Source organism: Escherichia sp. WS3063, from assembly GCF_046486595.1.
GTDB classification, from domain to species: Bacteria; Pseudomonadota; Gammaproteobacteria; order Enterobacterales; family Enterobacteriaceae; genus Escherichia; species Escherichia coli.
In genome coordinates this window covers 42990-63453 of sequence record NZ_JBJQKY010000007.1, presented here as the reverse complement: position 1 = coordinate 63453, position 20464 = coordinate 42990, and the positions used below count along the sequence as shown (strand labels likewise).

Sequence of the window (20464 nt, the reverse complement as noted above, 5' to 3'; positions counted from 1 at the left end):
CTGAGACAAAGTACAAACAGCAAGAACCCGCTGAGCAGGTTCTTAATCGGAAAATTGAAAAAGGCGACACATTAGCATGTCGCCTTTTTTATTGCTTATTCCGGGCGCGGCTTCAGCGGGAAGCGGCGGCGCACCAGCACAAAGAACAGCGGCACGAAGTAAATAGCCAGAATAGTGGCCGAAATCATCCCGCCCATTACGCCAGTACCCACCGCATGCTGACCACCGGAACCGGCACCCGTGCTGGTTGCCATTGGCAATACGCCGAAGATAAATGCCAGCGAAGTCATCAGAATCGGGCGTAAACGCTGACGGCAGGCGTGGAGCGTCGCTTCAAACAGGTCGTGGCCTTTTTGGTTCATCTCGTTAGCAAACTCGACGATCAGGATGGCGTTTTTCGCCGATAAACCAATGACCGTTAACAGGCCCACCTGGAAGTAAACGTCGTTTTCCAGCCCGCGCATCCAGGTTGCCAGCAGCGCGCCGATAACCCCCAGCGGCACGACCAGCATTACCGAGAACGGCACCGACCAGCTTTCATACAACGCCGCCAGACACAGGAATACCACCAGCAAGGAAATAGCGTACAGCGCCGGAGCCTGCGCGCCGGAAAGCCGCTCCTGATACGACATCGCCGTCCACTCCAGACCAAAGCCGTTTGGCAACTGCTTCACTAACGATTCCATAATATCCATCGCCGTACCGGTACTGACTCCTGGTGCGGCTTCCCCAACAATCTCAACCGCAGAATAACCGTTATAGCGTTCCAGACGCGGCGAGCCTGTCTCCCAGCGTGAGGTCGCGAAAGCAGAGAAGGGCACCATGCCGCCATCTTTATTTCGGACATACCAGAGATTGATGTCATCTGGCAGCATGCGATATGGCGCAGCTGCCTGCACATAGACTTTCTTCACGCGACCGCGATCCATAAAGTCATTCACATAGCTCGAACCCCAGGCGGTTTGCAGTGTGTCGTTAATATCGTCGATAGCAACGCCCAGCGCCTGAGCTTTACGCTGGTCGATATCAATCTGCAACTGCGGACTGTCGTCGAGGCCGTTATGGCGCACACGGGTTAGCTCCGGGTTTTCCGCCGCCAGCGCCAGCAACTGGTTACGTGCTGCCATCAGCGCATCGTGACCCGCTCCAGCGTGGTCCTGCAACTCCATATCAAAACCCGCAGAACTGCCAAGACCGCTAATTGCTGGCGGGCTGCTGGCAATAACGCGAGCTTCTTTAATCTTGTTAAACGCCTTCGTTGCACGTTCGATAATGGCAAACGAGGTGCCGGTCTTACTGTCGCGTTCGCTCCAGTCTTTCAGGCGGATAAACATTCGCGCCACGTTTTGCCCGTTACCCCCAGGGCCAGAACCCACGGTGGCAAACACCGACATGATGTTGTCTTTTTCATGGGTGAAGTAGTATTTCTCGATTTGCTCAACGACTTTCAGGGTCTGTTGTTGGGTTGAACCGCTGGGCAACTGTACCGAGGTAGTAAACATGCCACGGTCTTCAAGTGGCAAGAACGACGTCGGCAAACGCAGGAACAGGAACACCATGCCGCCAAGCAGCAGGACATAAATCACAATCCAGCGCAGGCTACGGTGGAGAATTTTCGCCACCCCTTTTTCGTAGCGTTCGGCGTTGCGGTTAAACATCTGGTTAAACCAGGCAAAAAAGCCTTTTTGCCCGTGATGCTCACCTTTTTTCAGTGGCTTAAGTAGCGTGGCACACAGAGCCGGAGTGAGGATCATCGCTACCAGTACTGACAGCACCATCGCTGCAACAATGGTAATAGAGAACTGGCGATAGATGGCACCGGTGGTGCCGCCGAAGAAGGCCATTGGTATAAATACCGCCGAAAGCACCATCGCAATCCCGACCAGTGCCCCCTGGATCTGCCCCATCGATTTACGTGTGGCTTCGCGAGGAGTGAGTCCTTCCTCACTCATAATACGTTCGACGTTTTCCACCACCACGATGGCATCATCCACCAGCAGACCGATCGCCAGCACCATCGCGAACATGGTTAAGGTGTTGACGCTGTAACCGAAGGCATAAAGTACGGAGAAGGTTCCCATCAACACCACCGGCACGGCGATAGTGGGTATCAGCGTGGCGCGGAAGTTTTGCAGGAACAGATACATAACGAGGAAAACCAGAGCGATAGCTTCCAGCAGCGTTTTCACCACGTCTTCAATGGAGGCTTTAACAAACGAGGTGGTTTCATACGCCACCTTGTATTCCAGTCCGTGCGGGAAATACTGCGCCAGCTCGTCGAGACGATTGAGCACCAGCTCCGCTGTCGCCATTTCGTTCGCGCCGGAGGCCAGTTTTACCCCCAGCCCGGAGGCTGGCTTACCATTGAAGCGGCTAAGATAATCGTATTTTTCCGCCCCCATTTCGACGGTGGCGACATCGCCCAGCCTTACCTCTGAGCCGTCCTGATTCACCCGCAAGGTGATATCGCGGAACTGTTCTGGTGTTTGCAGCAGTGACTGGGCGTTAATGGTGGCGTTGAGCGCCTGCTTATCGACGGAAGGCGTACCACCAAGTTGCCCAACCGCAATCTGCGCGTTCTGTGACTCAATGGCATCAGTGACATCTTTAGCCGTCATCTGGAAACTGTTGAGTTTCGCCGGGTCCAGCCAGATACGCATGGAATATTGCGAACCATAGGCATCGATATCCCCGACGCCATTCACGCGGCTTAACGGATCCTGAATATTACTGGCAACGTAATCGGCAATATCCTGTTTATCCATCGAACCATCGGTAGAGACGAAGGCAATGGTCAGAATATTGGTATCGCCGGTTTTACGCACCGTCACGCCCTGATTTTGCACCGCCTGCGGTAACTTTCGCATGGCTGATTGCAGCTGGTTTTGTACTTGCTGCACGGCTTCGTCCGGATCGGTGCCTGCTTTAAAACTTAACGTGACAGATGCCTGACCGGTGCCACTGCTCTGAGACGACATATACATGAGATTATCGAGGCCGGTCATATTTTGCTCGATAACCTGGGTCACGGTGTTTTCCAGCGTCTGGGCCGATGCGCCGGGATAGTTAGCGGTCACTCGCACATTCGGTGGCGCGAGATCGGGGTATTGTTCAACGGGCAATGAGAAAATCGCCAGGGTCCCTGTCAGACACAACAGGATTGCCAGCACCCAGGCAAAAATGGGGCGATCAATAAAGAAATTCGCCATTAAAAGAGGACCTCGTGTTTCTGCGTATCGTTGTAGGCTTGACTTGCTTCACTGTAGCGGCAAGGTACGAGCCAATCGTGGAGAAAAAAAGGAGTTAATGTAAATTATCATGCCCTTTTATACTGAACCTTAAGTGCCACTATTCTTTGGTCAATAAGAGGCATTACATCAGCTGACTTTCCTCACCCTCCGCAGAGCGAAAGCTAATACTCACTAACGTGCCGCCGCCGGAAGGTTGTGAAAAAGTCAGCGTCCCACCCAATCTTTCCGCGCGTTCGCGCATGATATTCAGACCATAATGGCCTTCGGGTTCTTTCGGTTCACCGATGCCAATCCCGTTGTCGCGAATATAGACTGTGTGATTGCCATCCGGCGCGGTGACGCAGCTAACGGCGATTTCGCTGGCGTTGGCGTGCTTCATCGCATTCAGCACCGCTTCTCGAATAATTTGCAACAAATGCACCTGCATTTGCGCATCCAGCGCCAGGGTTGGCAGACGGCAGTCGAGGGTCAGTTTGGCGCTGGTTTGATTTTGTAACGTATCCAGCATTTCCCTCAACGCGGAGGGGAGATCCGCCTGCTGCAGCGTCAGGCGGAAAGTAGTTAACAGCTCGCGTAACTGCCGATAAGCATCATTCAGCGCCTGGGAGAAATCGGCCATGATACTTTGTGCGGTGGCGTTATCTTCCGGTATCGAACGCTTCAGTAACGTCAACTGGATACGTAAGTAAGAAAGTACCTGAGCCAGCGAGTCGTGCAATTCGCGGGCGATGGTCGCACGTTCTTCCATCAACAATAACTGCTGAAAATGCTTCTGCGCCTGATTAAAGTACAAACCGCGTCCCAGCATCGACGAAACGCTGTTAAGCAGCGGTTCTGATGATGAAACGTGACTATTTTGCCAGTGCAGTTCGCCGTAAACCGTCTCTTGCATTGTCACCGGTAAAATCTGCATCGGCAATTCCGGGTTTGGCTGCCCTTCGCTAATCCGCCAGTTGTCACCGACATTTAACTCCAGATATTCAGCCGCTTCATTGTCGCGAACAATCTGCAAAATATGGCGGAAACAATGCACATCAATCTGGCTGGTGTTTAGCGCCTGCGAACACTGATACAACACCTCCAGACGACGCTTGGCCTCGTGGAGATCGCGGGTCTTTTCTTCTACTGACGCCTCCAGCGAACGGTACAATTTATGCAGCTCGCTCGACATCTGGTTAAAGGTTTTTGCAAGCAGGCCAAGCTCATTCGGCAGGCTGGTATCCAGCGGCGGCGAGTCGAACTGCCCGTGTTCAATACGCTGACTGGCGGTAACCAGCTGATTCAGCGGGGCAACCACCTGATGGCGTATGCGGCGCAAAGTAAAAAAGACCAGCGTGAAAATACCGATGCCGCCAGCCAGGGAAATCGCCACCACCAGCAGCATTTTGCGTTCAGCGTAGTGCTGTAAAGCCAGCACGAACAGGTCTATCTGATTAACATAATTATTAATATTGGCCTGATACCACGGCAAGTCGCCCTTGCTGAGCCGATTATTCATCTCCAGCCAGTTGGCATTCAGATGCGCATAGCGGGTTTTTACTGCCTCTGGCACATACCAGACGTTGAGATTGGTTAATACCGGTGAATGCAGTGCCTGCTGAAATAACTGGCGATGTGCATTGAGTTGTGGACTGCCACTTTGCAAGTCGTAGCCCAGGCGGTAACTCTGCATACGCAGCGATCCGGCAATATTGATAGCCTCAGCGTCGCGTAAACTGCTCGCCAGCGTTAGCAGAGCGATACCCGTGGAAAGAATCGACAGCAGCACAATGTAAAAAAAGGCCCGGGCCAGACTGGCCGAGACGGGTCGTTTAACAATCACACGCGTCTTCTCCACAAAAAATCATTAATGTTCCAGTTCGCTGAAACGCAATTTAGTCAGTGATGGGATTATTTGATCTGCCACAGTTTATAGCGAAATAGTTACTTATTCTGGGCACATGAACATTGCCGATTCCCCTGTAAGTCGGGTAATAACAACACTCATATAAAGAATAAGGTTTTTACAACCAAAAAAGAAGGTCGTTATGAATCGTTTTATTATGGCCAACAGTCAGCAATGTCTGGGTTGTCATGCTTGTGAAATCGCCTGTGTCATGGCTCACAATGACGAGCAACATGTCCTGAGCCAACGCCATTTTCATCCCCGAATTACGGTTATCAAACATCAGCAGCAACGTAGTGCAGTGACCTGTCACCATTGTGAAGATGCGCCCTGCGCCCGTAGCTGCCCTAATGGCGCAATCAGCCACGTTGATGACAGCATTCAGGTCAATCAGCAAAAGTGTATTGGCTGTAAATCCTGCGTGGTGGCCTGTCCATTTGGTACGATGCAAATCGTCCTGACACCCGTTGCGGCTGGCAAAGTTAAAGCCACGGCGCATAAATGCGACCTTTGTGCAGGGCGCGAAAACGGTCCTGCCTGTGTCGAGAATTGCCCGGCAGACGCGCTGCAACTGGTCACTGATGCCGCACTCTCCGGCATAGCGAAATCCCGCCGCTTGCGCACAGCACGTCAGGAACATCAACCGTGGCATGCCAGTACCGCGGCACAAGAAATGCCGGTAATGAGTAAAGTCGAGCAAATGCAGGCAACGCCCGCGCGTGGCGAGCCGGACAAACTGGCGATTGAAGCGCGCAAAACCGGTTTTGATGAAATTTATCTGCCATTCCGTGCCGATCAGGCACAACGGGAAGCCTCGCGTTGCCTTAAGTGTGGCGAGCACAGCGTTTGTGAATGGACCTGCCCGCTGCATAACCATATTCCGCAGTGGATTGAACTGGTGAAAGCCGGAAACATCAACGCCGCCGTCGAGCTTTCTCACCAGACCAACACCCTGCCGGAAATTACCGGACGCGTTTGCCCGCAAGACCGTTTGTGTGAAGGTGCCTGTACTATTCGCGATGAGCATGGCGCAGTAACTATCGGCAACATTGAACGCTACATTTCAGATCAGGCGTTGGCGAAAGGTTGGCGTCCTGACTTAAGTCATGTCACCAAAGTGGACAAGCGGGTGGCGATTATCGGTGCAGGTCCGGCAGGGCTGGCCTGTGCGGATGTTCTGACCCGCAATGGCGTAGAGGTGACGGTGTACGATCGCCATCCAGAAATCGGTGGCTTGCTCACTTTCGGCATTCCTTCTTTCAAACTGGATAAATCCCTGCTGGCACGCCGTCGGGAAATCTTCAGCGCGATGGGGATTCACTTCGAACTCAATTGTGAAGTGGGTAAAGATGTCTCTTTGGATTCGCTTTTGGAACAATACGACGCGGTCTTCGTTGGCGTAGGCACTTACCGTTCCATGAAAGCGGGTTTACCCAATGAAGATGCGCCGGGCGTTTATGACGCCCTGCCGTTCCTCATCGCCAACACTAAACAGGTGATGGGACTCGAAGAGCTACCGGAAGAGCCGTTTATCAATACCGCCGGACTCAACGTCGTGGTACTGGGCGGCGGCGACACCGCGATGGACTGTGTGCGTACCGCGCTGCGCCACGGCGCGAGTAACGTCACCTGCGCTTATCGTCGTGATGAAGCTAACATGCCAGGCTCGAAGAAAGAGGTGAAGAACGCCCGCGAAGAGGGGGCCAACTTTGAATTTAACGTCCAGCCGGTGGCGCTTGAGCTGAATGAGCAAGGTCACGTTTGCGGAATTCGTTTCCTGCGTACGCGTCTTGGCGAGCCGGATGCCCAGGGGCGTCGGCGTCCAGTGCCGGTGGAAGGCAGTGAATTTGTCATGCCAGCCGACGCGGTGATTATGGCGTTTGGCTTCAATCCGCACGGGATGCCGTGGCTGGAGTCGCACGGTGTAACGGTAGACAAATGGGGCCGCATCATCGCGGATGTGGAAAGCCAGTACCGTTATCAGACCACGAATCCGAAAATCTTCGCCGGTGGTGACGCCGTGCGTGGTGCGGATCTGGTGGTTACCGCAATGGCAGAAGGACGTCATGCGGCACAGGGGATTATTGACTGGCTGGGGGTAAAATCAGTCAAATCTCACTGATAGCCTGCGCAGACAAACCCGACTTCACAGCGTAAGATAATTGTTCATTTCGCGCTGTGGAGTCGGTATGACGCAACAAATCACCCTCATTAAAGACAAAATTCTCTCCGATAACTATTTCACCCTGCACAACATTACCTACGATCTCACGCGGAAAGATGGCGAAGTTATCCGCCATAAACGTGAAGTTTACGATCGCGGTAATGGTGCGACGATCCTCCTGTACAACGCGAAGAAAAAGACCGTGGTTCTGATTCGTCAGTTCCGCGTCGCTACCTGGGTTAATGGCAATGAAAGCGGGCAACTGATTGAAACCTGCGCCGGGCTGCTGGATAACGACGAACCGGAAGTGTGCATTCGCAAAGAAGCGATTGAAGAGACGGGCTATGAAGTTGGCGAAGTGCGCAAATTATTTGAACTGTATATGTCGCCTGGCGGTGTGACTGAGCTAATCCACTTTTTTATCGCCGAATACAGTGACAGCCAGCGCGCTAACGCCGGTGGTGGTGTCGAAGATGAAGATATTGAAGTGCTTGAGCTGCCGTTCAGCCAGGCGCTGGAGATGATTAAAACCGGCGAGATACGTGACGGTAAGACGGTGTTATTGCTTAACTATTTGCAAACGTCACATTTAATGGACTGAAAAATAACAATAATATTTCGTTGTTTATTATTGGCTCAATCCGACAAATCCGATTGAGCCGCGCTACCTGCGCAACGAAGATACGACTTGTGCTGTTTGTTTGAACTTCTGGGGTCGTACCGTCCATGCGCTATCGCATTTTCCTTCTCTTTTTTTTCGCTTTGTTGCCGACGTCTTTGGTGTGGGCGGCACCAGCGCAACGGGCGTTTTCCGACTGGCAGGTTACCTGTAATAACCAAAATTTCTGTGTAGCGCGCAATACGGGCGATCATAATGGACTGGTGATGACCCTGAGCCGCAGCGCCGGGGCGCATACCGATGCCGTTTTACGTATTGAGCGCGGCGGGTTGAAGTCGCCGGATGCGTCTGAAGGGGAGATAGCGCCACGGCTGCTGTTAGATGGTGAGCCGTTGGCGTTAAGTGGTGACAAGTGGCGGATTTCACCATGGTTACTAGTAACCGATGATACGGCAACCATCACCACGTTTTTGCAGCTGATTCAGGAAGGGAAGGCAATCACCTTACGCGATGGCAATCAGACCATTTCTCTGAATGGCTTAAAAGCGGCGTTGTTGTTTATTGATGCTCAGCAAAAGCGCGTTGGCAGTGAAACCGCGTGGATAAAGAAAGGGGACGAACCGCCGCTCAGCGTACCGCCTGCGCCTGCGCTGAAAGAGGTCGCGGTAGTTAACCCAACGCCGACGCCACTCTCACTCGAAGAACGCAACGATTTGCTGGATTATGGAAACTGGCGGATGAATGGTCTGCGCTGCTCGCTTGATCCGTTACGTCGTGAGGTGAATGTCACTGCGCTGACCGATGATAAAGCACTGATGATGATTAGCTGTGAGGCAGGGGCCTATAACACCATTGATTTGGCATGGATTGTGTCGCGTAAAAAGCCGCTAGCCTTGCGCCCGGTTCGGTTGCGTTTGCCGTTCAACAACGGTCAGGAGACGAATGAACTGGAACTGATGAACGCAACATTTGATGAGAAATCGCGTGAACTGGTGACCTTAGCGAAAGGGCGCGGATTAAGCGATTGTGGCATTCAGGCGCGTTGGCGCTTTGACGGTCAGCGTTTTCGCCTGGTGCGTTACGCCGCAGAACCCACCTGCGATAACTGGCATGGGCCAGACGCCTGGCCCACGTTGTGGATCACCCGTTAAACAAAATCCCAGATGCGCCCCTAAAAAGCGCACGGACCGTCCCCTCGCCCCTCTGGGGAGAGGGTTAGGGTGAGGGGAACATACAGCATCCGGCGATCACCATCAGGCACCTTTCACTCCCAGTACCTTATGCGCTTTTGCCACAATATTCTCGGCGGTAAAGCCAAAGAACGGGAACAGCTTATCCGCCGGAGCAGATTCCCCATAACCTGTCATCCCGACAATTGCCCCTTTCAGACCAACATATTTGTACCAGTAATCGGCAATACCCGCTTCTACTGCCACGCGGGCAGAAACATTTGAAGGCAGTACCGACTCCCGATATTCCTCATCCTGGGCATCGAAAATATCGGTCGAGGGCAGGGAAACTACGCGAACATTGCGACCTTCTCCCGCTAATTTTTCTGCCGCTTGCAGGGTGATTTCCATCTCTGAACCGGTGGCAATCAGAATAATATCTGGCTTACCGCCGCTGTCTTTCAGCACATAACCGCCACGAGCAATCTCTTTAACCTGATCCGGTGTTCGTTCTACCTGTGCCAGATTCTGCCTGGAGAGGATCAGTGCCGTCGGTCCGTTGTGGCGCTCAACCGCCAGCTTCCAGCCCACCGCTGCTTCCACCTGATCGCACGGTCGCCAGGTGCTGAAATTTGGCGTTAAGCGCAGACTGGCCAGTTGCTCAACAGCCTGGTGCGTAGGACCATCTTCGCCCAGGCCAATTGAGTCGTGGGTATAAACCATAATCTGCCGCGCTTTCATCAGTGCCGCCATCCGCGCGGCGTTACGGGCGTATTCAACAAACATCAGGAACGTCGCGGTATACGGCACAAAGCCGCCGTGGTGCGCAATGCCGTTGGCGATAGCGGTCATGCCAAATTCACGCACCCCGTAGTGAATGTAGTTGCCCGCCGGATCTTCCTTCAGCGAAACAGAACCTTTCCAGATGGTCAGGTTGCTGGGAGCCAGATCCGCCGAACCGCCGAGCAACTCAGGCAGCATAGGCCCGTAAGCGTTAAGCGTATTTTGCGAAGCCTTACGGGTAGCGATTTTCGCCGGATTCGCCTGCAACTCATTGATATATTTCTGAGTCGTTTTCTCCCAGTCCTTCGGTAAACCACCGCTCATCCGACGGGTAAACTCTTCTGCCAGTTGCGGATGAGCCTTTTTATAGGCGGCAAACTTCTCATTCCAGCTCTGCTGCGCTTTTTCGCCTTTTTCGCGGGCATCCCAGGCGTGATAAATCTCTTTAGGGATCTCAAATGGCGGATGGTGCCAGCCCAGTTTTTGCCGTGCCAATGCCACTTCTTCTTCCCCCAGTGGTGCGCCGTGCGCCTCTTCCTTACCTGCTTTATTCGGCGAACCAAAGCCAATCACCGTACGGCAGATAATCAGCGACGGCTTATCTTTCACGCTTTGCGCTTCAAGGATCGCTTCCTTCACCGCCTGCGGATCGTGACCGTCGATCTCGTGGATCACATGCCAGTGATAGGCTTCAAAACGTTTTGCTGTATCGTCGGTAAACCAGCCTTCGGTTTCACCGTCGATGGAAATACCGTTGTGATCGTAAAAACCAATCAGCTTGCCCAGTCCCAGCGTGCCCGCCAGCGAACAGACTTCGTGGGAAATACCTTCCATCAGGCAGCCGTCGCCCATAAACACATAGGTGAAGTGATCGACAATTTCATGATCTGGCTGGTTAAACTGCGCCGCCAGCGTACGCTCTGCTATCGCCAGCCCGACGGCGTTCGCCAAACCTTGTCCAAGTGGACCGGTGGTGGTTTCAACACCAGGCGTATAGCCGATTTCCGGGTGGCCTGGGGTTTTCGAATGCAACTGACGGAAGTTCTTCAGTTCTTCCAGCGGCAGGTCGTAACCGGTCAGATGCAGCAAACTGTAGAGCAGCATCGACGCGTGACCGTTGGAAAGAATAAAGCGGTCGCGATCATACCAGGTTGGGTCGGTAGGGTTATGTTTAAGAAAATCGTTCCACAGCACTTCGGCAATATCGGCCATGCCCATCGGCGCGCCGGGATGACCAGAATTGGCTTTTTGCACCGCATCCATACTGAGTGCGCGAATCGCATTGGCAAGGTCTTTTCGGGACATATAACACTCCGTGGCTGGTTTATAGTTTGGCGGCAAGAAGATCTTCCAGTTTGCGTTGATCAACGGCGAATAGACGAATGCCTTCAGACAGTTTTTCTACCGCCATCGCATCCTGATTGTGCTCCCAACGGAACTCCGCTTCGCTCATGGGAGCTGGGCGTGGGAACGTCTGAGAAGATGGGATTAATTTACGTACCACTGGCGAAACTTTTTCCTGTAGCTCCTTCAGCAAATTCGGTGCGATAGTCAGTCGGTCGCAGCCGGTTAAGGCGAGGATTTGTTCGGTGCGACGGAAGCTCGCGCCCATCACAATGGTTTCATAGTGGTGTTGCTTATAGTAGTCGTAGATATTGCGCACTGACTTAACGCCCGGATCTTCTTCCACCACATACGGGTCCATCGGCTTGCGTGCCTGATACCAGTCATAAATACGCCCGACAAACGGCGAAATCAGAAAAACGCCTGCTTCTGCACAGGCCCGCGCCTGGGCAAAAGAAAACAGCAGCGTCAGGTTGCAGTTAATACCTTCTTTTTCCAGCTCTTCTGCCGCGCGAATTCCTTCCCAGGTTGAAGCCAGCTTGATCAAAATGCGTGATTTCTCAACGCCTTGTTGCTGATACAAGTCCACCAGATGGCGCGCCTTCTCAATACTCTTTTCTTTATCAAAAGAGAGGCGTGCATCAACTTCTGTTGACACGCGACCGGGTACGATTTTGAGAATTTCAGTACCGAAATTGACCGCCAGTTTGTCACATGCAGCGACCACCTGTTGTTCCTGGGTCTTGCCATTTTTTTTACCCCAGGCGATAGCATCGTCTATTAAATGCTCATATTGTGATAATCCGGCAGCCTTGAGTAACAGCGAAGGATTGGTGGTGGCATCCTGGGGATGATAATGGCGAATGGACTCAATATCGCCGCTGTCTGCCACGACAGTGGTGAACTGTTTGATGCCGTCTAACTCGTTCATAGGAAATACTCCTTGAAAAGTAAAGTGTTAGATGAGTGCGTTAATTCACACTTCTGAGAAATTTCGCTAAACGCATCAAAAAAGCATAGCAGACAGGCATGGTATTGCTGGATTAAGCAGGTAACATCAGTGTTATAGGATTATTACCAAAACATTATATTAATGGTGAGAGTTTGGACTTGCTCAAAGTCTGTAGACTCCGGCAAGGTAATAATGTGCGCCACGTTGTGGGCAGGGGCTGTTGCCCACACACTTTATTTGTGAACGTTACGTGAAAGGAACAACCAAATGGATGACCAGTTAAAACAAAGTGCACTTGATTTCCATGAATTTCCAGTTCCAGGGAAAATCCAGGTTTCTCCAACCAAGCCTCTGGCAACGCAGCGCGATCTGGCGCTGGCCTACTCACCAGGCGTTGCCGCACCTTGTCTTGAAATCGAAAAAGACCCGTTAAAAGCCTACAAATATACCGCTCGTGGTAACCTGGTGGCGGTGATCTCTAACGGTACGGCGGTGCTGGGGTTAGGCAACATTGGCGCGCTGGCAGGCAAACCGGTGATGGAAGGCAAGGGTGTTCTGTTTAAGAAATTCGCCGGGATTGATGTATTTGACATTGAAGTTGATGAACTCGACCCGGACAAATTTATTGAAGTTGTCGCTGCGCTCGAACCGACCTTCGGCGGCATCAACCTCGAAGACATTAAAGCGCCAGAATGTTTCTATATTGAACAGAAACTGCGCGAGCGGATGAATATTCCGGTATTCCACGACGATCAGCACGGCACGGCAATTATCAGCACTGCCGCCATCCTCAACGGCTTGCGCGTGGTGGAGAAAAACATTTCCGACGTGCGGATGGTGGTTTCCGGCGCGGGTGCCGCAGCAATCGCCTGTATGAATCTGCTGGTGGCGCTGGGGCTGCAAAAACATAACATCGTGGTTTGTGATTCAAAAGGCGTTATCTATCAGGGCCGTGAGCCAAATATGGCGGAAACCAAAGCCGCATATGCGGTGGTGGATGACGGCAAACGTACCCTCGATGATGTGATTGAAGGCGCGGATATTTTCCTCGGCTGTTCCGGCCCGAAAGTGCTGACCCAGGAAATGGTGAAGAAAATGGCTCGTGCGCCGATGATCCTGGCGCTTGCGAACCCGGAACCAGAAATTCTGCCGCCGCTGGCGAAAGAAGTGCGTCCGGATGCCATCATCTGTACCGGCCGTTCCGACTACCCGAACCAGGTTAATAATGTGCTTTGCTTCCCGTTCATCTTCCGTGGCGCGTTGGACGTTGGTGCAACTGCCATCAACGAGGAAATGAAACTGGCGGCGGTACGCGCGATTGCAGAACTGGCCCATGCGGAACAGAGTGAAGTGGTGGCTTCAGCTTATGGCGATCAGGATCTGAGCTTTGGTCCGGAATACATCATTCCAAAACCGTTTGATCCGCGTTTGATCGTTAAGATCGCTCCTGCGGTCGCTAAAGCGGCGATGGAGTCGGGCGTGGCGACGCGTCCGATTGCTGATTTCGACGTCTACATCGACAAGCTGACTGAGTTCGTTTACAAAACCAACCTGTTTATGAAGCCGATTTTCTCCCAGGCTCGCAAAGCGCCGAAGCGCGTCGTTCTGCCGGAAGGGGAAGAGGCGCGCGTTCTGCATGCCACTCAGGAATTGGTAACGCTGGGGCTGGCGAAACCGATCCTTATCGGTCGTCCGAATGTGATCGAAATGCGCATTCAGAAACTGGGCTTGCAGATCAAAGCGGGTGTTGATTTTGAGATCGTCAATAACGAATCCGATCCGCGCTTTAAAGAGTACTGGACCGAATACTTCCAGATCATGAAGCGTCGCGGTGTCACTCAGGAACAGGCGCAGCGTGCATTGATCAGTAACCCGACAGTGATTGGCGCGATCATGGTTCAGCGTGGCGAAGCCGATGCAATGATTTGCGGTACGGTGGGCGATTATCATGAACACTTTAGCGTGGTGAAAAATGTCTTTGGTTATCGCGATGGCGTTCACACCGCAGGTGCCATGAACGCGCTGCTGTTGCCGAGTGGTAACACCTTTATTGCCGATACCTACGTCAATGATGAGCCTGATGCAGAAGAGCTGGCGGAGATCACCTTGATGGCGGCAGAAACTGTTCGTCGTTTTGGTATTGAACCGCGTGTGGCTCTGTTGTCGCACTCCAACTTTGGTTCTTCTGACTGCCCGTCGTCGAGCAAAATGCGTCAGGCGCTGGAACTGGTCAGGGAACGTGCGCCAGAACTGATGATTGATGGTGAAATGCATGGCGATGCAGCGCTGGTGGAAGCGATTCGCAACGACCGTATGCCGGACAGCCCTTTGAAAGGTTCCGCTAATATTCTGGTGATGCCGAACATGGAAGCTGCCCGCATTAGTTACAACTTACTGCGCGTTTCCAGCTCGGAAGGTGTGACTGTCGGTCCGGTGCTGATGGGCGTGGCGAAGCCGGTTCACGTGTTAACGCCGATCGCATCGGTACGTCGTATCGTCAACATGGTGGCGCTGGCCGTGGTTGAAGCGCAAACCCAACCGCTGTAATTCTTTTTTAACTCTCACGCTTACCCTGAATATTCAGGGTAAGCGGTTTAGCTGCAATATATTAGTAAAGTTTATTACTGAGTTTGCGAATAATAAAAAAAACAGTATATAAAATATCTCGATATTATTTTATTTATATTCATGCGTTGCATATGAAAGTTTATGCACCACAGCAAATATCTCTCCATTCTTAGTGATCTACCTCACCTTTTAAACGCGCTTGCCGAATTTTGTTATTTACTCTGACGAAAAATTGTCACGATACACGAAAGTTTTTCACAGGCGGCGACTCATGGATAAAGAACGCATCATTCAGGAATTTGTGCCCGGTAAACAGGTCACACTGGCGCATCTCATCGCGCATCCCGGCGAGGAACTGGCGAAGAAAATCGGCGTTCCGGATGCGGGCGCAATCGGCATTATGACGCTAACTCCCGGAGAAACGGCGATGATCGCCGGTGATTTAGCGTTGAAAGCCGCCGATGTGCATATCGGTTTTCTCGACCGTTTTAGCGGCGCGCTGGTGATTTATGGCTCGGTGGGCGCAGTAGAAGAAGCGTTATCACAAACCGTCAGTGGTTTAGGACGCTTATTAAATTATACGCTTTGTGAAATGACCAAAAGTTAATACGAGGCATTCATGAAACGAATTGCGTTTGTGGGTACCGTCGGGGCAGGAAAAACAACGTTATTTAATGCGTTGCAGGGGAATTATACCCTCGCCAGAAAAACACAGGCCGTGGAATTTAATGATAAGGGCGATATTGATACGCCGGGTGAATATTTCAGCCATCCCCGCTGGTATCACGCCTTAATTACCACGCTACAGGATGTGGACATGCTGATCTATGTCCACGGCGCGAATGACCCGGAAAGTCGGTTGCCTGCCGGGTTGCTGGATATTGGCGTCAGCAAACGGCAAATCGCCGTCATCAGTAAAACGGACATGCCGGATGCTGACGTCGCCGCAACGCGAAAGTTATTGCTTGAGACGGGCTTCGAAGAGCCGATTTTCGAGCTAAACAGCCACGACCCGCAAAGCGTGCAGCAACTGGTGGATTATCTGGCATCTCTCACCAAACAGGAGGAAGCAGGTGAAAAAACTCATCACAGCGAATGATATTCGTGAAGCACACGCGCGCGGCGAACAGGCAATGTCCGTGGTTCTGCGCGCCAGCATTATTACCCCGGAAGCCCGTGAAGTGGCGGATCTGTTGGGTTTTACCATCACCGAATGTGATGAATCGACTGCGGTAACGACGTCCGTTCCCGCCAGCGTGCCAGCCGATAAAACCGAAAGCCAGCGCATCCGCGAAACCATCATCGCCCAGCTACCGGAAGGCCAGTTTACCGAAAGCCTGGTCGCGCAGCTGATGGAAAAAGTGATGAAGGAAAAACAGTCACTGGAGCAGGGTGCAATGCAGCCGAGCTTCAAATCGGTGACCGGCAAAGGCGGCATCAAAGTGATTGATGGCAGCAGCGTCAAGTTTGGTCGTTTCGATGGCGCGGAACCGCACTGCGTAGGCTTGACTGATCTCGTGACCGGAGACGACGGCAGCAGTATGGCCGCTGGTTTCATGCAGTGGGAGAACGCCTTCTTTCCGTGGACCCTGAACTACGACGAAATCGACATGGTGCTGGAAGGGGAGCTGCACGTTCGCCACGAAGGCGAAACCATGATCGCCAAAGCGGGCGATGTGATGTTTATCCCGAAAGGCTCCAGCATCGAATTTGGTACGACATCCAGCGTGAAATTCCTGTATGTCGCCTGGCCGGCTAACTGGCAATCCCTATGAAAGATTTCATCACCGAAGCATGGCTAAGAGCGAACCATACGCTCAGCGAAGGCGCAGAGATCCATCTCCCTGCGGACAGTCGCCTGACGCCCTCTGCCCGGGAGTTACTGGAAAGCCGCCATCTGCGCATCAAGTTTATTGACGAGCAGGGCCGCCTGTTTGTTGACGATGAACAGCAGCAGCCGCAGCCCGTTCACGGGCTGACCAGTAGCGATGAACATCCGCAGGCGTGCTGCGAACTGTGCCGCCAGCCGGTGGCAAAAAAGCCGGATACGCTGACTCACCTGTCGGCGGAAAAAATGGTTGCCAAAAGCGATCCGCGCCTGGCTTTTCGCGCGGTTCTCGACAGCACCATTGCGCTGGCAGTGTGGCTGCAAATTGAACTGGCGGAACCGTGGCAGCCGTGGCTGGCGGACATCCGCTCGCGTCTTGGCAACATTATGCGTGCCGATGCGCTGGGGGAACCGCTGGCCTGCCAGGCGATTGTCGGGCTTTCTGACGAAGATCTGCATCGGCTTTCTCACCAGCCGCTGCGTTATCTCGACCACGATCATCTGGTGCCGGAAGCCAGCCACGGGCGCGATGCGGCGTTGCTAAATCTGCTACGCACCAAAGTGCGGGAAACCGAAACCGTAGCGGCGCAGGTCTTTATCACCCGCAGCTTTGAAGTATTACGCCCGGACATCTTGCAGGCGCTGAACCGCCTTTCGAGCACGGTCTACGTGATGATGATCCTGAGCGTAACGAAGCAGCCGCTAACGGTGAAGCAGATCCAACAACGACTGGGGGAAACGCAATGATTATTGAACGTTGTCGTGAACTGGCGTTGCGAGCGCCCGCCAGAGTGGTTTTTCCGGATGCGTTAGATCAACGTGTGCTGAAAGCTGCGCAATATTTACATCAACAAGGTCTGGCAACGTCCATTCTGGTCGCCAATCCGTTTGAACTTCGTCAGTTTGCGCTCAGTCATGGCGTGGCGATGGACGGGCTACAGGTGATTGATCCGCATGGCAACCTCGCAATGCGGGAAGAATTCGCTCATCGCTGGCTGGCCCGCGCGGGCGAAAAAACGCCGCCGGATGCGCTGGAAAAACTTACCGACCCGCTGATGTTCGCCGCAGCAATGGTCAGCGCCGGTAAAGCGGATGTCTGTATCGCGGGCAACCTCTCTTCCACGGCGAATGTGCTGCGTGCCGGATTACGCATTATCGGCTTGCAGCCAGGCTGTAAAACGCTCTCATCCATTTTCCTGATGCTGCCACAGTACAGCGGTCCGGCGTTGGGTTTTGCCGATTGCAGCGTGGTGCCACAGCCGACGGCGGCGCAGTTGGCGGATATCGCGCTTGCCAGCGCCGAAACCTGGCGCGCCATCACCGGAGAAGAGCCGCGCGTGGCGATGTTGTCGTTTTCCAGTAACGGCAGCGCCCGTCACCCCTGCGTTGCCAACGTCCAGCAGGCGACAGAAATCGTCCGTGAGCGCGCGCCGCAGTTGGTAGTCGATGGCGAGTTGCAGTTTGACGCCGCCTTCGTGCCGGAAGTGGCGGCGCAAAAAGCGCCTGCCAGCCCGCTACAAGGTAAGGCCAATGTGATGGTTTTTCCGTCGCTGGAAGCCGGAAATATTGGCTACAAAATCGCACAACGACTCGGCGGATATCGTGCCGTCGGGCCATTGATACAAGGGCTTGCCGCGCCGATGCACGATCTCTCTCGTGGTTGTAGCGTGCAGGAAATTATCGAACTGGCGCTGGTGGCAGCTGTGCCGCGTCAGACAGAAGTGAACCGCGAAAGCAGTTTACAAACACTGGTTGAATGAACGGTCCCGTTCTGGACCCTGATAAAGAGGAAAGCACAATGGAAGCATTAGGAATGATCGAAACCCGGGGCCTGGTTGCACTGATTGAGGCTTCTGACGCGATGGTGAAAGCTGCGCGCGTCAAGCTGGTTGGTGTTAAGCAGATTGGCGGCGGCCTGTGTACTGCCATGGTTCGTGGTGATGTTGCAGCCTGTAAAGCCGCGACCGATGCAGGTGCCGCAGCGGCACAGCGTATCGGCGAGCTGGTATCTGTACACGTTATCCCGCGTCCGCACGGCGACCTGGAAGAAGTGTTCCCGATCGGCCTGAAAGGCGATAGCAGCAACCTGTAATCACCCTGTGTGACGTCGATTCGGGCGTCACGCTCTCTCCTTTTTCATTTTACCTTCTGCGGAGGGTAGGGGGAGCTTTTACCTGAAATACGCCACGGAGGCGGGTATGAAACTGGCAGTCGTCACTGGACAAATTGTTTGTACCGTACGCCATCACGGACTGGCGCATGACAAATTGCTGATGGTGGAAATGATTGATCCACAAGGTAATCCTGACGGGCAATGCGCCGTCGCCATCGACAATATTGGCGCGGGAACCGGGGAGTGGGTGTTACTGGTGAGTGGCAGTTCCGCCCGCCAGGCGCATAAAAGCGAAACGTCACCGGTCGATCTGTGCGTGATTGGCATTGTCGATGAGGTGGTGTCTGGCGGTCAGGTCATTTTCCACAAATAAGGCAGAACATCATGAATCAACAGGATATTGAACAGGTGGTGAAAGCGGTACTGCTGAAAATGCAAAGCAGTGACACGCCGCCCGCCGCCGTTCATGAGATGGGCGTTTTCGCGTCCCTGGATGACGCCGTTGCGGCAGCCAAAGTCGCCCAGCAAGGGTTAAAAAGCGTGGCAATGCGCCAGTTAGCCATTGCTGCCATTCGTGAAGCAGGCGAAAAACACGCCAGAGATTTAGCGGAACTTGCCGTCAGTGAAACCGGCATGGGGCGCGTTGAAGATAAATTTGCCAAAAACGTCGCTCAGGCGCGCGGCACACCAGGCGTTGAGTGCCTCTCACCACAGGTGCTGACCGGTGACAACGGCCTGACTTTAATTGAAAACGCGCCCTGGGGCGTGGTGGCTTCGGTGACGCCTTCCACTAACCCGGCGGCAACCGTCATTAATAACGCCATCAGCCTGATTGCCGCGGGCAACAGCGTCATTTTTGCCCCGCATCCGGCGGCGAAAAAAGTCTCCCAGCGGGCGATTACGCTGCTCAACCAGGCGATTGTTGCCGCAGGCGGGCCGGAAAACTTACTGGTTACCGTAGCAAATCCGGATATCGAAACCGCGCAACGCTTGTTCAAGTTTCCGGGTATCGGCCTGCTGGTGGTGACCGGCGGCGAAGCGGTAGTGGAAGCGGCGCGCAAACACACCAATAAACGCCTGATTGCGGCAGGTGCCGGTAACCCGCCGGTAGTGGTGGATGAAACCGCCGACCTCGCCCGTGCTGCTCAGTCCATCGTCAAAGGCGCTTCTTTCGATAACAACATCATTTGTGCCGACGAAAAGGTACTGATTGTTGTTGATAGCGTAGCCGATGAACTGATGCGTCTGATGGAAGGCCAGCATGCGGTGAAACTGAACGCAGAGCAGGCGCAGCAACTGCAATCGGTGTTGCTGAAAAATATCGACGAGCGCGGAAAAGGCACCGTCAGCCGTGACTGGGTTGGTCGCGATGCGGCGAAAATCGCGGCGGCAATCGGCCTTAAAGTTCCGGAACAAACGCGACTGCTGTTTGTAGAAACCATCGCAGAACATCCGTTTGCTGTGACTGAACTGATGATGCCGGTGCTGCCCGTCGTGCGCGTCGCCAACGTGGCGGATGCCATTGCGCTGGCGGTGAAATTGGAAGGCGGTTGCCACCACACGGCGGCAATGCACTCGCGCAACATCGAAAACATGAACCAGATGGCGAACGCCATTGATACCAGCATTTTCGTTAAGAACGGACCGTGCATTGCCGGGCTGGGGCTGGGCGGGGAAGGCTGGACCACGATGACCATCACCACGCCAACCGGTGAAGGGGTAACCAGCGCGCGGACGTTTGTTCGTCTGCGTCGCTGTGTATTAGTCGATGCGTTTCGCATTGTTTAA

The 20464-nt window shown here is 53.5% G+C and carries 16 protein-coding genes; 12 read left to right on the top strand and 4 right to left on the bottom strand.

Features of this window, described 5'->3' with window-relative positions; genetic code table 11:
• Positions 1-95: 95 nt before the first annotated feature.
• Positions 96-3209: a multidrug efflux RND transporter permease AcrD gene (gene acrD, locus ACJHYW_RS09220; RefSeq protein WP_001273119.1), complete on the bottom strand. Its 3114-nt coding sequence runs from the start codon at positions 3207-3209 to the stop codon at positions 96-98.
• 163 nt (positions 3210-3372) lie between these two features.
• Entirely contained in the window at positions 3373-5073 is a 1701-nt protein-coding gene (gene narQ / locus ACJHYW_RS09215; protein ID WP_001296285.1) for a nitrate/nitrite two-component system sensor histidine kinase NarQ, read from the bottom strand.
• A gap of 205 nt (positions 5074-5278) precedes the next feature.
• Here narQ and aegA point away from each other — a divergent pair, with 205 nt between their 5' ends.
• The 3 genes from aegA to ACJHYW_RS09200 all read left to right on the top strand — a co-directional run bounded on the left by aegA (position 5279) and on the right by ACJHYW_RS09200 (position 9070).
• Positions 5279-7258, top strand: a complete 1980-nt coding sequence (gene aegA, locus ACJHYW_RS09210) for a formate-dependent uric acid utilization protein AegA (RefSeq protein ID WP_001078909.1) — start codon at positions 5279-5281, stop codon at positions 7256-7258.
• Positions 7259-7325: 67 nt separating this feature from the next.
• Positions 7326-7901, top strand: a complete 576-nt coding sequence (gene nudK, locus ACJHYW_RS09205; RefSeq protein ID WP_001330582.1) for a GDP-mannose pyrophosphatase NudK — start codon at positions 7326-7328, stop codon at positions 7899-7901.
• 125 nt (positions 7902-8026) lie between these two features.
• Positions 8027-9070 (top strand): DUF1176 domain-containing protein, encoded by a 1044-nt coding sequence (locus ACJHYW_RS09200; RefSeq protein ID WP_410233354.1) that lies wholly within the window; start codon positions 8027-8029, stop codon positions 9068-9070.
• A gap of 102 nt (positions 9071-9172) precedes the next feature.
• Here the strand turns inward: ACJHYW_RS09200 and tkt are convergent, their stop codons facing one another.
• Positions 9173-11176: a transketolase gene (gene tkt / locus ACJHYW_RS09195; RefSeq protein ID WP_000087284.1), complete on the bottom strand. Its 2004-nt coding sequence runs from the start codon at positions 11174-11176 to the stop codon at positions 9173-9175.
• A gap of 19 nt (positions 11177-11195) precedes the next feature.
• The gene (tal, locus tag ACJHYW_RS09190; RefSeq protein WP_022645961.1) at positions 11196-12146 is read right to left on the bottom strand and encodes a transaldolase; all 951 of its coding nucleotides are present in this window, start codon (positions 12144-12146) and stop codon (positions 11196-11198) included.
• Positions 12147-12434: 288 nt separating this feature from the next.
• On the opposite strand from tal, the gene maeB reads away from it, so the two are divergent.
• From maeB to ACJHYW_RS09145, 9 genes are all read left to right on the top strand, one after another.
• Positions 12435-14714 carry an NADP-dependent oxaloacetate-decarboxylating malate dehydrogenase gene (gene maeB / locus ACJHYW_RS09185; protein ID WP_000342643.1) on the top strand — a complete coding sequence of 760 codons (2280 nt, stop codon included), beginning with the start codon at positions 12435-12437 and terminating at the stop codon, positions 14712-14714.
• Between the two features lie 292 nt (positions 14715-15006).
• Entirely contained in the window at positions 15007-15342 is a 336-nt protein-coding gene (eutS, locus tag ACJHYW_RS09180; protein WP_000356956.1) for an ethanolamine utilization microcompartment protein EutS, read from the top strand.
• 12 nt (positions 15343-15354) lie between these two features.
• On the top strand, positions 15355-15834 hold the full coding sequence (gene eutP / locus ACJHYW_RS09175; RefSeq protein ID WP_000820782.1) for an ethanolamine utilization acetate kinase EutP: 480 nt from the start codon (positions 15355-15357) through the stop codon (positions 15832-15834).
• The gene (eutQ, locus tag ACJHYW_RS09170; protein ID WP_000733921.1) at positions 15809-16510 is read left to right on the top strand and encodes an ethanolamine utilization acetate kinase EutQ; all 702 of its coding nucleotides are present in this window, start codon (positions 15809-15811) and stop codon (positions 16508-16510) included. The genes eutP and eutQ overlap by 26 nt, the downstream gene beginning before the upstream one ends.
• A complete protein-coding gene (eutT, locus tag ACJHYW_RS09165; RefSeq protein WP_000651281.1) occupies positions 16507-17310 on the top strand; it encodes an ethanolamine utilization cob(I)yrinic acid a,c-diamide adenosyltransferase EutT in 804 nt (267 codons plus the stop codon). Before eutQ ends, eutT begins: the two co-directional genes overlap by 4 nt.
• Entirely contained in the window at positions 17307-18323 is a 1017-nt protein-coding gene (gene pta, locus ACJHYW_RS09160; protein WP_000583006.1) for a phosphate acetyltransferase, read from the top strand. Before eutT ends, pta begins: the two co-directional genes overlap by 4 nt.
• Before the next feature lie 38 nt (positions 18324-18361).
• Entirely contained in the window at positions 18362-18655 is a 294-nt protein-coding gene (gene eutM, locus ACJHYW_RS09155) for an ethanolamine utilization microcompartment protein EutM (RefSeq protein WP_000387713.1), read from the top strand.
• A gap of 106 nt (positions 18656-18761) precedes the next feature.
• Entirely contained in the window at positions 18762-19049 is a 288-nt protein-coding gene (gene eutN, locus ACJHYW_RS09150) for an ethanolamine utilization microcompartment protein EutN (protein WP_000762196.1), read from the top strand.
• An 11-nt stretch (positions 19050-19060) separates the two neighbouring features.
• Positions 19061-20464, top strand: a complete 1404-nt coding sequence (locus tag ACJHYW_RS09145) for an aldehyde dehydrogenase family protein (protein WP_001075681.1) — start codon at positions 19061-19063, stop codon at positions 20462-20464.